General features: G+C 41.3%; 10 protein-coding genes. 3 read left to right on the plus strand and 7 right to left on the minus strand.

Annotation, left to right across the window (positions count from 1 at the left end; all coding sequences use genetic code 11):
* Positions 1–1,839: an ABC transporter ATP-binding protein gene (locus GKD17_RS21855; protein ID WP_005844224.1), complete on the minus strand. Its 1,839-nt coding sequence runs from the start codon at positions 1,837–1,839 to the stop codon at positions 1–3.
* A gap of 57 nt (positions 1,840–1,896) precedes the next feature.
* On the minus strand, positions 1,897–3,213 hold the full coding sequence (locus GKD17_RS21860; RefSeq protein WP_007833916.1) for a glycosyltransferase: 1,317 nt from the start codon (positions 3,211–3,213) through the stop codon (positions 1,897–1,899).
* A 245-nt stretch (positions 3,214–3,458) separates the two neighbouring features.
* On the opposite strand from GKD17_RS21860, the gene GKD17_RS21865 reads away from it, so the two are divergent.
* Positions 3,459–4,442, plus strand: coding sequence for a glycosyltransferase family 2 protein (locus GKD17_RS21865; RefSeq protein WP_007833917.1), 984 nt, complete (start codon positions 3,459–3,461; stop codon positions 4,440–4,442).
* A gap of 183 nt (positions 4,443–4,625) precedes the next feature.
* Positions 4,626–6,653, plus strand: coding sequence for an LTA synthase family protein (locus GKD17_RS21870; protein WP_032935928.1), 2,028 nt, complete (start codon positions 4,626–4,628; stop codon positions 6,651–6,653).
* Positions 6,654–6,683: 30 nt separating this feature from the next.
* Here the strand turns inward: GKD17_RS21870 and GKD17_RS21875 are convergent, their stop codons facing one another.
* Positions 6,684–7,631 (minus strand): glycosyltransferase family 2 protein, encoded by a 948-nt coding sequence (locus GKD17_RS21875; protein WP_008672428.1) that lies wholly within the window; start codon positions 7,629–7,631, stop codon positions 6,684–6,686.
* A 36-nt stretch (positions 7,632–7,667) separates the two neighbouring features.
* The gene (locus tag GKD17_RS21880; protein WP_005850093.1) at positions 7,668–8,042 is read right to left on the minus strand and encodes a GtrA family protein; all 375 of its coding nucleotides are present in this window, start codon (positions 8,040–8,042) and stop codon (positions 7,668–7,670) included.
* An 86-nt stretch (positions 8,043–8,128) separates the two neighbouring features.
* Here GKD17_RS21880 and GKD17_RS21885 point away from each other — a divergent pair, with 86 nt between their 5' ends.
* A complete protein-coding gene (locus GKD17_RS21885; protein WP_007833919.1) occupies positions 8,129–9,853 on the plus strand; it encodes an ArnT family glycosyltransferase in 1,725 nt (574 codons plus the stop codon).
* An 83-nt stretch (positions 9,854–9,936) separates the two neighbouring features.
* Here GKD17_RS21885 and GKD17_RS21890 read toward each other — a convergent pair whose 3' ends face one another.
* Genes GKD17_RS21890 through argS form a run of 3 tightly spaced genes read right to left on the minus strand, consistent with a single transcriptional unit; the run spans position 9,937 to position 14,226 of the window.
* Entirely contained in the window at positions 9,937–11,763 is a 1,827-nt protein-coding gene (locus GKD17_RS21890) for an LTA synthase family protein (protein ID WP_007833920.1), read from the minus strand.
* Between the two features lie 15 nt (positions 11,764–11,778).
* Positions 11,779–12,405 (minus strand): ribonuclease H1 domain-containing protein, encoded by a 627-nt coding sequence (locus tag GKD17_RS21895; protein WP_007833922.1) that lies wholly within the window; start codon positions 12,403–12,405, stop codon positions 11,779–11,781.
* Positions 12,406–14,226 carry an arginine--tRNA ligase gene (gene argS / locus GKD17_RS21900; protein WP_007833924.1) on the minus strand — a complete coding sequence of 607 codons (1,821 nt, stop codon included), beginning with the start codon at positions 14,224–14,226 and terminating at the stop codon, positions 12,406–12,408.
* Positions 14,227–14,804 lie beyond the last annotated feature (578 nt).

Genomic DNA, 14,804 nt, shown 5'->3' on the forward strand with positions numbered 1-14,804 from the left:
TTACAAAGACTGCATATCGTTCAACTTCTTGTAATATCCATTTAAGGCTATCAGTTCATCGTGAGTTCCTCTTTCTACAATGTCACCTTCATAAAGTACACAAATTTCATCGGCATTCTTAATGGTACTCAATCTATGCGCGATAGCGATAGTAGTACGCGATTTCATCAAACGCTCCAACGCTTCCTGAACCAAACGCTCGGACTCTGTGTCAAGAGCCGAAGTAGCCTCATCTAATATAAGGATAGGAGGATTTTTCAAAATTGCACGGGCTATACTGACACGCTGACGCTGACCACCGGACAAACGCCCTCCACGATCACCAATCATCGTGTCATATCCTTTTTCCGTTTCCATAATGAAATCATGTGCATTCGCTATCTTGGCAGCTTCTATTACTTGCTCCATAGTGGCATTCTCTACACCAAAAGTAATATTGTTATAGAAGGTGTCATTAAACAGAATAGCTTCCTGATTTACATTACCAATCAGAGAACGTAAACTGTGGATGGATACATCTTTCACATTCTTGCCGTCAATCAGCAATGCACCCTCCGATACATCGTGATAACGCGGTACCAAGTCCACTAAAGTAGACTTTCCGGAACCGGACTGACCCACCAGCGCAATCGTTTTTCCTTTAGGAACCGTCAGATTGATATGGTTCAAGACCGGACGTCCTTCTACATAGCTGAAACTTACATTTTTAAACTCTAACTTATCTGTGAAAGCGTCCAATGGCAAAGGCTGTTCCGGCTCTACGATATGATTTTCCGCTTTCAATATCATATCAATTCGCTCCATACTGGCCAATCCCTGCGGAATATTATAAAATGCTCTTGAAAATTCTTTCAAAGGATTGATGATACTATAAAGGATAATCAGATAAAATATGAAAGTAGCCGCATCCATCGGAGCATAGTTTGTATTTAAGATTAAAGCACCGCCAAACAACAGCACGGTCACAATCACACAAGTACCTAAAAACTCACTCATGGGGTGGGCTGAACTTTGCCGGATAATCATCTCGTTCATTGCATCGCGGAAGTCATTGTTTGTTTTAGAGAACCGGGCAGACATTTTGCTTTCGGCTATAAACGCTTTGATAACCCTTAAACCTCCTAATGTTTCATCCAATTGGGACATAATATCTCCCCATTGCGCCTGTGCTGTAGAGGACTGTCTTTTCAGCTTCCGGCTGACAACCCCCATTATCCAACCTGTCAGAGGTAAAATAAAGATAACAAAAAGCGTCATTTGCCAACTTACCGAAAACAGAGTGACAAAACAAACCAAAAGAGCGATAGGATTACGGATAAGCATATCGATGGAACTGGTCAACGAGTTCTCCACCACCGTAACATCCGCACTCATACGGGCTATGATATCTCCTTTACGTTCTTCTGAGAAAAAACTCAAAGGAAGACTTAACACTTTATTATAAACCTGAATACGGATATCCCGGACAATACCTGTACGCAAAGGTACCATGACAGCCGCAGAAGCAAAATAACCGGCAGTTTTCAACATAGTCATAAAGATAAGTATTCCTCCCATCATGGCAAGTGTATAGAACGCACCATTTGTAGCCACAAAATTGCTCACAAAGTAATAGGCATTATTTATGAGTACATCCTTATCCAAATTATGAATATCCATAGGAATGTACTCATAAGACTTGGTATCAATTTTGAACAGAATGTTCAAAATTGGCACAATCGCCATGAACGAAAACACATTAAGCCATTGCGACAGAAAGTTCAGTATCAATGCCCATGTCAAATATTTGCGGTATGGAAGAATATACCGCTTCAACAAACTAAAGAACTGTTTCAGCATAATTATCAATTATATATAATGCCGCAAAGGTAACAAAAAAGAAATAATCACCCAAGATTACCCCACTTTATCCCCTAATATTTGTTCATACACGGCAAGCCTTCTTTCCTGCATCTGTCCGGGGTTATATACTTGCCGCAAACTGTCTTCCGCATGGGTAACCAACTGTCTCTGCAACTGCGGATTACTTGACAAGGCTATGACAGCTTCTGCAAATCCGGCAGGGTCATCAACAATCAAGCAATCTTCACCATCCTTAAAATCAATGCCTTCCACACCCTTTGCCGTCGTTACAAAAGGTACTTTTGACAATACAGCATCTAATATTTTCATACGCATACCACTACCGATACGTATTGGAACAACAGCAACACTGCCTTTTAAAAAAGAGCCCAGATCTTCCACATAGCCTACCAGCTTCAGTTCCGGGTATTCGGACTGCAAACGATTGATACACTCTCCACGCCATTTACCAATTACTTGCAATGTAAACGAAAAATGACGTTTACGCAGATGCGGAATCACTTCGTGACAGAACCATGCCACGGCATCCAGATTGGGAAAATGATCCTCACTTCCCACAAAAGTCAGGCGTCCGCTTTGGACCGGAACAAAAGGCTGTTCCAGCCTGTCACCCACTTGCACCACAGCCGGAGAAGTGTAGATATGGTCTTTCCGTCCTATGAAGTCCTCCATAATTTTACGGTCTACTTCAGTCAGAACAATAACATCTTTATATTTCAATAATGCACTGCGCTCAAAATCCTTTGCTATATGAAACAACATCCTGTCACCGGCAGTCTGTTCCCTGAACAAAGTAATCTCCTTTTCATTACGGATGTAGCGGAGTTCATGATGCACAAAAATAGTCTGTACATTTTCAGGCAACAAGAATCCCAATGACAACAGTTCATAAAACTCTACTTGAATAATATCAAAACCTGAATGAGCCACCTGAGAAACATACTCCACATACCCCTGGTCTAGCGGCTGGAAACAAGAGCTGAACAAAGTACTCTTTCCCCGTACTAAATCCACAACTTCGCCCGTTTCATCCGTCCATATCTGTTGCCGGTTCATTTTACGGGTTACAGACGCATGTATCTTTTGCAGCCATTTATAATAAAAAGGATGTTTAATTTTGGGTAATCTGACAGTTTTAGTTTTAGGAGTATAAATAAAGAAATCCACATTATCCCAAATTTTCTTCAATGACTCTACATCTTGCATACGTCTCCCTGTTTCAGGATAAAGCAATACAGATACGGCCATCTTATGACGCAAATACTCCACCATATTAAAGAAAGCTTGATTACCGCCCGAATCCAGCGGATAAGGAATGTACGGAATAATAAAAAGAATTTTCTTTCTCATACTAATTGAATTTAAACAATAGTCTAATGTCTAATTTAATTTTTAGTTTAATACAGCAAATGCTATGTAGTGTATAATGCAAAGGTACAAGAAAGACTGCATACTAAAATGTTAATTATCGTTTCTTTTTAAAAGTTCAACAAAATTCCTGTTTTTTGAAAAAAAAACAAAGAAGCAACTTGTTTATTTACCTGTATAACATTACATTTGTAGAAATAAAACAAGAACTAACTTAACAATAGAGCATGAATGCACTTCCCTTGGTCAGTGTAGTGGTACCTAATTATAATTATAAACGATACCTCAATCTACGAATTCAGAGTATTCTGCAACAGACCTATCAGAATATCGAACTGATTTTACTTGATGATGCCTCAACAGACGGTAGCGAAGAGGTATTATCGGACTATCAAGACCATGCCAAAGTGAGCCATATTCTATTAAACGAACACAACACCGGAAATCCATTTAAACAATGGTTTAAAGGCATGCAATTAGCCAAAGGAAAATATATATGGATAGCCGAAGCCGATGACTTGTGTGAGCTTACTTTTTTAGAGAAAGTAGTTCCTTTAATGGAGAAATACCAACAAGCCGCCGTATGCTTTGCCGGTTCCAAGTATATTGATAAAGACGGTAATGTGCTGAGTTGCGACATGAACAAATGGAAATCTGCCATACCTCCATACGCCGTGTTTAATGGGGAAACTTATGCCGAACATAACCTTTACTGGCGTGGTTACATAGCCAATGCAAGCTCGGCCATTTTCAGAAAAAGCATGGTAAATGTCCAAAATATGGAACAATGCCTGCAAATGCGCTACAGCGGCGACTGGCTGTTCTGGTTTTATATGGCAATGCAAGGAGACATTATAGAAAGATATGAAGTACTGAACTACTTCAGACAACATACCCAGAAAGTTACCGTCAAAGCTGAAAACAACGGAGGGGGTAAGAGCGAAGATATTGAGATAGTCCGCATTATGGAACAACACCTTACCCACCTGAGCAGATACAAACGATGTATACGGAGAGGAATGCTTTACAACCGCATTGCCAAATTAAGCACAACAGAGCAAGTAAAACTGCAATTATGGGAACTCCTCCGGCAGAAATTAAACGGAACGCGGAAAGACGGACGTCTGGAGCGCCTCAACCGGATAGCACGGCTATTCTGTCCTTTTGTTCTGACTATGAAACGAGACCGCCTTACTCCTTCCCGAAAATAGAATAAGAAACGGAAACTGCTTGCCCATATTTTCGGGCGGACTCACATGTTTGCCCCTAAAGTGAACAAATTGGCAGCCAATTTTACTTTTGGCATACCCTCTTTTGATATTTCTAAAATTCTGTTTACCTTTGTTGTTAATCATCCGAATTGATTCAAACAAATGCAAACTTTACTAAAACAAATGAAATATCTCCGTTCACTCATGCAGCAATTTGTAACAGCATGTAAGAATCAAGCTAAGCTTATCCAACAGTTTACTCTTTCTTTACTTTACTTATTTATCATACATATAGTTGCTTTACTTTTTTTCTTCCTGTTCCGGCTTGTCCTGTTCACCTCAATAGATTATCAGTTTCCTCCCGATATACAAAACAACTTTCTCATGCAAGCCACTGCATTTATAAAAGGGCTATGGTTTGACAATGTTATAGCTTGCTACATATTGCTGTTACCATTAGTCATTTTATGGATAACCGCTCCCTGCAACTATCACTCCAAGTGGGTATTCAGATTTATCTCTATCTTTTTCATTCTATTTTATTCACTGTCGTTCATTATTTCGGCAGCCAACATCCCTTATTTCTCCTATTTTTTTAAAACAATCAATTCTTCCATTTACAATTGGTTCGGATATGGAGCCACTACTGCCGGAATGGTATTGGGTGAGACATCATTCTATTTCCCTATTTTTCTAGGACTGATATCTATTCTTCTGCTGTCAGGAAGTGTACTACGGTTATCTTCTTATTTCTATCATCTCATCAATTCGAAATCTACTTCCATCAGCCCGATAAACCGCCTATGTATATTCGCCACCGGTGCTGTTTGTATAGGACTTTGTCTATTCGGAATACGGGGACGCATGGGATATAACCCCATCAGAGTAAGTCAAGCATACTATTGCACCGATCCATTTCTGAATCAGCTAGGGGTTAATCCTGTCTTTAATCTACTTACCAGCACACTGGATGATAACCGTAAGGAAAACCGCTATCTTCACCTGATGCCGGAACAGGAGGCAATAACCAATATGCAAAGTATATTGCAAAGAAAAGGAATAGAAGGCATCTCCCCCATTGCACGTGAAGTGAAATGCGCAGCCGTCCCTACACAAAAGAATGTTGTTCTTATTTTCATGGAATCGATGTCGGCCAACTTGATGGAGCATTTCGGATCTACCAAAAAACTGACTCCTTTCCTAGACAGCCTTTATCTGGAATCTCTCAGTTTTGACCATTTTTATTCAGCGGGCATACATACCAACCACGGAATGTATGCCACCCTCTACTCTTTCCCTGCCATCATGAAACGGAATGCCATGAAAGGAGCAGTGGTACCTGTCTATTCGGGGTTGCCCACCGTATTAAAGGATAATGACTATCGGAACCTATTCTTCATGACGCACGAATCACAATACGATAATATGAACGCTTTTCTCCGCACTAACGGATTTGATGAAATATATGCACAAGAAAACTACCCAAAAGATAAAGTCGTTAACAGCTTTGGTGTACAAGACGATTTCCTATATCAATATGCCTTGCCCATTCTGAACAAAAGAGCAGAAGAAAGACAACCTTTCTTTACCGTATTGCTTTCTATCAGCAACCATCCCTCGTATGTGATACCTGACTATTTCAAACCACACAGCACAAAGCTTGAAGATCAGATTGTGGAATACGCGGACTGGGCCATCCGGCAATTCATGCAAGAAGCACGCAAACAACCCTGGTTTGAAAATACAATCTTTGTTTTGCTGGGTGACCATGGGAAATTGGTAGGAAGTCCGGACTGTGAAATACCACAATCCTGCAACCATGTTCCACTAATGATTTACGGAAAAGGCATCAAGCCCGAAATCAGACAAGAGCCGGGCGGCCAGACTGATGTGGCACCGACTTTACTCGGACTGCTGAACATGAGTTATACCCAAAACGACTTCGGCATAAATTTGTTAACAGAACAACGCCCGTATGTCTATTTCTCCGCCGATAATTTGATAGCAGCTACAAATACAACCCACCTATATATTTATTCTCCACATGACCGGCAGGAATTCAAATATAAGAAGCAAGGAAATGCCTTGCAACTTGTAACAGGGGAGGACAGTACATTCTACGTGATGAAAAAATACTGTTTCTCCACATTGCAGAGTGCGGAGTATCTGGTAAAAGAGCACAAGACTGTCAATAAAGCTAATGGACAATAAGGTGGGACGGGTTTCACCGCCTTGCCTTCCTTAACGGTCATACCCCAACTTCTCCTCGTTATAATCAGAGGCTATGTAGGTAGGACGGCCTTTGGTTTCCTTGAAAATGCGCCCCACGTACTCTCCTATAATTCCCAAAGAGAAAAGCTGGATGCCACCTAAAAAGAGCATGACAATGATCAAAGTGGGGAAGCCGGCCGTTTCATCACCATAAAGCACGGTCTTTATCAGAAAATAAATGGCATAAATAAAACTGGAGATTGAACAGAGCACTCCGCATACTGTAGCGATGCGCAAAGGGGCGATAGAGAAAGAGGTTATTCCCTCGACAGCCAGATTCAACAGCTTGAGAAAGTTCCAAGAGGAATGGCCCATCAGCCTGTCTCCGCGATCAAATTCAATGCTTTTCTTCTGATAGCCTATCCAGCAAAACAATCCTTTTGTATAACGCTCGCATTCGCGCAGACGACGCAACGTGAGCACACAACGACGGTCCAGAAGCCTGAAATCGCCCACATTGGGCAAAATATCAATACGGCTCATCCGCTGAAGTATACCATAAAAAGCCAGAGAGAACTGACGACGCAACCAGCTTTCCTCGCCACGGGTACGCCGTTTGGCATAAATGTCATCATATCCTTCTTCCCAATATTCCAGCATCTGGTCTACCAGTTCCGGAGGATCCTGCAAATCAGCGTCCATCACAACGCAGCAATCGCCGGTGGCGTAATCAAAACCCGCCAGCATGGCTACCTCTTTACCAAAGTTACGCGAAAGGTTGACATAATTCACCCGCTTGTCCTGCTGCCTCAACCGGCGGAGGCATTCCAGCGTAGTGTCGCTGCTGCCATCATTGACAAACAGGATTTCCCACTCATAAACGGCATTGCGGTTGACAAGCTCTATCAAACGTTGATACAGAGTGGGCAGCATCGCTTCCTCATTATATACCGGAATCAAAAGAGTCACTTTCTTCATATCATTCTTCACTATCATAAAGACTCCTCAAAGATATTACTTTTGTTTGAAAACAAACCTCACTAATAAAAAATTTACCGGAATGGCAATGAGAAACACTGGGATGGGAGCCAACGGACGGGAAAAACCCAACCGCAGAAAGAGATTCAACAATCCGATATGTATCAGATAATTTGTCAGATGTGCCCCCCCGAAGCCAAAAGCTTTCTTCCAGGAAGGAGGCTGCCCGAAAGTAAAATAAGCCGTAAGATAAAAGTTGGCAACAAAACTCAGCACATATCCCAAGGTATAGGCTACATTGACCTGAATGAATTTTTGCAAGACAAAATAAATGCCATAGTGCAGCCCTGTAGCAAAAAGGCCTACCATTACAAATCGCAGGAACTCGGGTATCTGTTTCAGTTTATTCATTTTCATTGATTTAAAATGCAAAGTTAGGTATTACTAAAGAATTATTCGTACTTTTGCGACAGTAAATATAAAAGACCGAAAAATATATGTCAGACAAGAAAAAAGCATTTTGGTTCATAGCCTTACTAAGCACACTTGTAATAATCCCCTTTTTGGGAGAAACTATTTTTTACTCTAAAGGGGAACCGCGCGAAGCAATTGTGGCATACTCGATGTTGGAAAGCGGCAACTGGATATTGCCTTTGAACTACGGAACAGACATCGCCTATAAACCTCCTTTCCTGTATTGGTCTATTGCAGCTATTTCCGCCATTTTCGGAGGGGTGAGTGAATTCTCGTCCCGTCTGCCGTCCGCTATCGCTTTTCTAGCTATGCAGTTCGTGTTTTTCGGATTCGTAGCCCGCTATAAGAATACAAAGACAGCAGTCATTACCTCCCTTTTACTGCTCACTTCATTCGAAGTGCACCGGGCGGCGGTGGCTTGCAGGCTGGATATGCTACAGGTTTCCTTCATCGTCATCTCACTTTGCTTACTATTTCGCTGGGACGAAAAAGGCTGCAAGGGAATACCTTGGACGGTTGTCGTGCTGATGGCATGCGGCACGCTGACCAAAGGACCTGTGGGTTCTATATTCCCCTGTATGTGTATCGGTATTTACCAGCTGATACGGGGACGCTCATTCGGCAAGACTTTCCTTTCCTTATTCGGAATCGGGCTGCTTTCCCTTATTCCATTGGGAATCTGGTTTTATGCGGCCTGGCTACAGGGAGGACAGCCGTTTATGGACCTGATGCTGGAGGAAAACACCGGACGCTTTGTCGGCAAAATGTCATACCCGTCGCATCACAATCCTTTATGGTATAACTTCCTGACCATTATATGGGGGTGGATACCTTGGACATTGGTCTTGCTTATTTCACTCTTCGGACTGAAATGGAATGAAATGCACCTGCTGCCCGCAGGAAACTCTTTCACCGGACGCATCAGGAAGGTTTGGGATAACATCCGCTCACAATCCCCCATACAGCTGTTTATCTGGATAGTGATTATCGCTATTTTTGTCTTCTATTGTATTCCTAAAAGCAAACGCAGCGTCTATTTGTTGCCTATCTATCCATTTATGGCTGTACTGATTGCCCAGTATCTGGAGGCGTTAATGCAAAAAGGGGCGAAAGTGTTCAAAATATCGGCTTATATCTTTGCCTCGCTCTGTTTGTTACTCACCGTGGTGTTTTTTGCTGTACGCTGTCAGATGATACCGGACAGCATATGGGGCAACGGACGTCATGCTGCCGAAAACATAGCGTTTATGCAAGCTTTGGAAAGCACGTCCTTTTCTATTTCCAAATGGCTGATTATAGTATTGCCGGTAGTGGCTGCCATCTGTACATTAAGGCTGGTTATCAAAAAAAGTAGTACGGGGTCACTCCTCTATGGAATCATCGGTTGTGTTCTTTGCCTGTTTGTCGCTTTAGACGGGGTATATCAGCCAACAATACTAGCTGTAAAATCCGATAAACATCTGGCAGAAGATATCAGAAAACAGGTGCCTGAAGGAGTCGTTTATTCATATACAGACAGAATGATACGGTTTTATTGTACAAATTATTATATGAATAACCAAATGCGGAATTTCACACTGGAAAATCCGCAAGAAGGGTATGTCATACTTTCTGCAAATGCACAAGAGGAGTTTTTAAAGAATTACAATGCAAAATATCAGCTGGAAGAGGTCTTCCATACAGATTACAGAAGTTGCGACTTACGCAATACGGTAATCATGTACAAGTTCAACGAGAAACGGAAATAGTTATATCTGGCAGATTCTGCACCGATTGGGACGCGGACTATATGAATCAGTATGGAATTCATATAGTCCGCGTCCAAGTTTTACTATCTGTTCCCTAAATCATCATAAACGGTTTGCAATATCGCCTTACCCTTATCCAGACGGGACTCGTCAGCTTCAGGCTCATTAAAAAGAATACTGCCGGAATTATTATCAAATACCGTCACTCCTGTACTGTCCCGGAATGAGAACCCATTATTGAAACTATAAAAGGCAAAAGGATACTTATAATCACTTCCCAATACATTACGGCTAAACGTAAATGCAGTATGTTCCAGCCCAAGCTGCCCCAACAAAGTGGCTGCCAAATCGGTCTGATTCATAATCTTGTCCACCTGCATAGGCTGTTTTACCGCTCCACCTAACCATAACAAGGGAATATGATAAAAACGAGGCATCGCATTAGACCCCTCACGCGGGTAATAGAAACCATGATCGGGAAGGCAGATAACTAAAAGATCTTTCCATGCGGGAGTCTGCTTCAACCGGTCAATAAACTTACCCAGACATTCATCTGTATAAGCAAAGGCATTGGGAATTTTATCTTCCAGCCGGTGATAAGGAACTTCGAAAGGTTCATGACTGCTAAGTGTCAGAAACGCAGTATGCCAAGGCCCTTCTTCCTTCCGGTTTCTTAACTGATTATATAAATATTCAAAAGTAATATCATCATTCACTCCCCAGGCATTACTGGTCTGTTCGGCCAATGAAAAATCTGTATTGGCTATAAGACGCTGATAACCGGTACTCAGCAGATAACTCTTCATATTGGTAAAGTTGATATCACCTCCATACAGGAAATCTGTTTTATAACCCGCCTTGGACAATCCTTCAGCTATAGCAGGCAGCGTACGGCTCTTGGCAGGAATTTTCATTACCGATGCCGTAGGCAATCCAAGGTAACCGCTGAAAGTACAGACTGTTCCACGGTCGGTACGGAAACTATTGGCATAACAGTTTGTAAAAAAGATCCCTTCCTTTGACAGACGGTTAAAGTGGGGTGTCACATCAGGAAGACCGCCTAAAGGTTCTACAAAAGCACCTCCAAAACCTTCCATCAAAATAATAAGAATATTGGGACGCTTGGTATTCAGGACTTGAATAATACTATCCCCATCTGTTGTAGGATAAAGTCCGTCAAACAATGCAGCCCGCTTCTCTTCATCAAAGAAATTGAACTCTGATGCAAAATCCTGGGATTTACCCATAGAAGACAACAAACTGAAATCGGGATTGACCGCCGAATGATTCAAGAAAGGTTCGTTGCTGAAATATACTTGCCCTATATTAGAAGTGGATTCCGTTACACCACCACGTATAATGACGAAAAGCACACCTCCTAATAACAGCATTCCCGCAGTTCCCGTTATCCGTTTCCGGGTGGCAGTCAAAACGGAAGGCGTGATTTTCAGCAAGACCCAACTATTCAGAGCTATGAGTAACAAGATGGCAAGAACCCTCAGCAAGATAAATCCAACGGAAACACTCGCCAAAGCTTCCTTCGGTGAATCGATATAAAGAAAAACAGATACGTCCAGTTTAAATCCCCAAAATGTATATAATGCCATATCTACCACAAAAATGATAGAAATAAGCGCGGCGGCCAAAATATAATACCCGTAAAGTATTTTTTTCAAAGGGAATTTCCTAAACCAAATACTTATCAGTACCAACAAGAATGGAAATGCAGTAAGATATCCCGCCGTAGCGGCATCAAGACTGGCTCCATGAATCATTACCTGCATATAATCGGCAAACCCGAATCCTTTTTCAATGGAACCATTATAGAGCATGAATAATGGTTTCTGTAGAATAAATATCAGTAAGACCGTAAAAAAGTACAAGCTGATATAAGCAATCCTCTTTTTCATATCTTCAGTTCTTTACTATTTCCGTCCGAAATCAGCCGGGACCTCTCCCCATCGGTCGGTTTCCCACTTCAATAAAGGTGTGGTATATTTATTTTCTTTCAGCCAAATTTCGGCCCGTTCTATCATTTGAAAAAGTTTCTCCGTCTGAGGAGTCCGTTCCAGTTTAGTTTTACATTTCTTCTGCTTCACCCAACTCAACGCATTACGGCTGTCCGAGTAAACAGGCATATTGATATTTTTCTGCTTCATCAACGCCAAAGCATGGACAATGGCAAGAAACTCTCCAATATTATTCGTTCCATAAACAGGACCGAAATGAAAAACCTCCTGTCCGGTAAGCAAATAAACGCCCCGATATTCCATCGGTCCGGGATTTCCACTGCAAGCAGCATCCACAGCCAGGCAGTTCATATCAAAGTTCTCGGGAAGTTGTTTAGGAACATCTTCTTTTTTAACAGCATTCTTACCTATATAATGGAAAGCGGAAGAAGCCAAGGCGTGTTCCGCCTCCTCTTTGGTCTCGAATGACTTGTATTGTGCGCCATCGTAACCTTTTATCTGTAGCTGGCAGTCAGTCCAAGAGTCATAAACTCCCGGATTGACGCCTTTCCATACTACATAATATTTCTGTTTCTTTACCATTTACATACGTTCAGGCACTTCAATACCCAGTAGGCCCATTGCTGTCTTTACAATCTTACCCACATTAGCACTCAATGCCAGACGGAAGACTTTCAACGCTTCATTTTCTTCACGCAGAATACTGAAATCATGATAGAACTGGTTGTATTCTTTCACCAAATCGTATGCATAGTTTGCTATAATGGAAGGATTATAGTCTGAGCCTGCCTGCTTGACAACCGATTTAAAATCAGCCAGCATCTGAATCAAACCTTCTTCTTTTGCGCTCAGTTCCAAACCTGCTGGAATGATTTCGGGAATAACGATACCTGCTTCAGCCGCTTTGCGTAATACAGACTGGACACGGGCATACGTATACTGAATGAAAGGTCCTGTATTGCCATTGAAATCTATCGATTCTTTCGGGTTGAAAGTCATATTTTTACGTGCGTCCACCTTCAGGATAAAATATTTCAAAGCGCCCAAACCAACAATACGGGCAATATTGTCGGCTTCTTCTTGAGTCAGACCGTCCAATTTACCTAATTCAGCAGAAGTTTCCTTAGCAGTTTCAATCATTGCTTCCATCAAATCATCCGCATCCACTACTGTACCTTCACGACTTTTCATTTTGCCCTCGGGCAGCTCTACCATACCGTATGAGAAATGAACCAATCCTTTGCCCCATTCAAAACCCAATTTGTCCAACAAGATAGAAAGTACCTGGAAATGATAGTTTTGTTCATTACCCACTACATAAATCATCTTGTTGATGGGGTAATCCTGAAAACGTAATTTGGCAGTACCAATATCCTGGGTCATATAAACAGAAGTACCGTCACCGCGAAGAAGCAACTTATGGTCCAGTCCTTCGGCAGTCAAATCAGCCCATACAGAGTTATCCTCTTTCCGGTAGAAGAAACCTTTTTCCAATCCTTCCATCACTTTCTCCTTACCTTCCAGATAGGTATTCGATTCATAATAAATTTTATCGAAACTAACTCCCATCATCTTATACGTTTCATCGAATCCGGCATATACCCAGTCATTCATCTTCCTCCACAAGGCACGGATCTCAGGGTCATTCGCCTCCCACTTACGGAGCATCTCGCGAGCTTCCAGCATCAGAGGAGAGTTTGCCTCTGCCTTAGCTTTAGCTTCTTCTTCATTCAAGCCTTCAGCCTGGTACTGAGCTGTCAGTTCCTTTACCTCAGCCTTGTAATGCTTGTCAAAAGCTACATAATAGTCACCAATCAAATGGTCCCCCTTCTTGCCCGATGATTCAGGTGTTTCACCGTTACCATATTTCAACCAGGCCAGCATGGACTTACAGATATGGATACCACGGTCATTCACAATATTGGTCTTGACCACCTTATTGCCATTTGCCGCCATGACATTTGCCAAGGCATTTCCCAACAGGTTGTTACGGACGTGACCCAGATGAAGCGGCTTGTTTGTATTGGGAGAAGAATACTCAATCATCACCAACGGAGAGTTTTCCGTAGCCTTTTCAATACCGTATTCGGGAGCAGCCTGAATAGAATTCAAAAGTTCAATCCAACAATCCGAAGCAATTGTCAAATTAAGAAAGCCCTTCACTGCATTGTAGGCTGAAACCAATTCGGGAGCATGCTCTTTCAGGTATCCGCCTATTTCCTGTGCGGTCTGTTCAGGAGCTTTCTTGGACATTTTCAGAAAAGGGAAAACAACCAAAGTAAGATGTCCTTCAAACTCTTTCTTAGTCTTTTGCAGTTGTACCATTTTTCCGGGTACATCCTGTCCGTACAACGTTTTGATAGCGCTGATAATGGACGTGGTGAGTTTTTCTTCTATATTCATAATATGTACGTACACTTATTTGTTATTGAGTTGCAAAGATAGACATTTTAGGCGAAATCTTTCCTATCTTACTTTAATTTACTATCTTTCCTCTCCGCAAACTATATCCTTTTAACTAAAAAAATAAGTATCAAAAAGTCAAAAGTCACTATTTTATCGAATAAGAATAAGAGGACAACTTTCACTAATCAAGAGAATTCCACTTTATAAAAAGCTAAATTATCTGCATAAACATACAATGACTAATTAAATATGTCCAACAACACATTCCCAGTTCATTAGAAATATAAAAATACATTGACTACAAGAATTAATTCAACACGAAATTACATAAACACTTGATTGATAAAACAATATTATATATTAAATCCACATTAAAACAAGACAAACACTATTTTGATAAAGTTAAGAAAAACCGTATATTTTTATCCTAAAGAAAGGACTTCGTAAAAAATATATTAAAATATATTATCCTATTTAAATCAAAATACATATATTTGCGGTCATTATTAAATAATGCAATTATAAGAATGCAAGCAAAAAGAAATCCTAATGCAGTTGAATAGTAATAAAACCAC

The organism is Phocaeicola dorei (genome assembly GCF_013009555.1).
Classification (GTDB): Bacteria; Bacteroidota; Bacteroidia; order Bacteroidales; family Bacteroidaceae; genus Phocaeicola; species Phocaeicola dorei.

Excerpts from the sequence above, each read along its gene's own strand:
- GKD17_RS21855 (WP_005844224.1), bottom strand. The coding sequence starts at position 1,839 with ATGCTGAAACAGTTCTTTAGTTTGTTGAAGCGGTATATTCTTCCATAC.
- GKD17_RS21860 (WP_007833916.1), bottom strand. The coding sequence starts at position 3,213 with ATGAGAAAGAAAATTCTTTTTATTATTCCGTACATTCCTTATCCGCTG.
- GKD17_RS21865 (WP_007833917.1), top strand. The coding sequence starts at position 3,459 with ATGAATGCACTTCCCTTGGTCAGTGTAGTGGTACCTAATTATAATTAT.
- GKD17_RS21870 (WP_032935928.1), top strand. The coding sequence starts at position 4,626 with ATGAAATATCTCCGTTCACTCATGCAGCAATTTGTAACAGCATGTAAG.
- GKD17_RS21875 (WP_008672428.1), bottom strand. The coding sequence starts at position 7,631 with ATGAAGAAAGTGACTCTTTTGATTCCGGTATATAATGAGGAAGCGATG.
- GKD17_RS21880 (WP_005850093.1), bottom strand. The coding sequence starts at position 8,042 with ATGAATAAACTGAAACAGATACCCGAGTTCCTGCGATTTGTAATGGTA.
- GKD17_RS21885 (WP_007833919.1), top strand. The coding sequence starts at position 8,129 with ATGTCAGACAAGAAAAAAGCATTTTGGTTCATAGCCTTACTAAGCACA.
- GKD17_RS21890 (WP_007833920.1), bottom strand. The coding sequence starts at position 11,763 with ATGAAAAAGAGGATTGCTTATATCAGCTTGTACTTTTTTACGGTCTTA.
- GKD17_RS21895 (WP_007833922.1), bottom strand. The coding sequence starts at position 12,405 with ATGGTAAAGAAACAGAAATATTATGTAGTATGGAAAGGCGTCAATCCG.
- argS (WP_007833924.1), bottom strand. The coding sequence starts at position 14,226 with ATGAATATAGAAGAAAAACTCACCACGTCCATTATCAGCGCTATCAAA.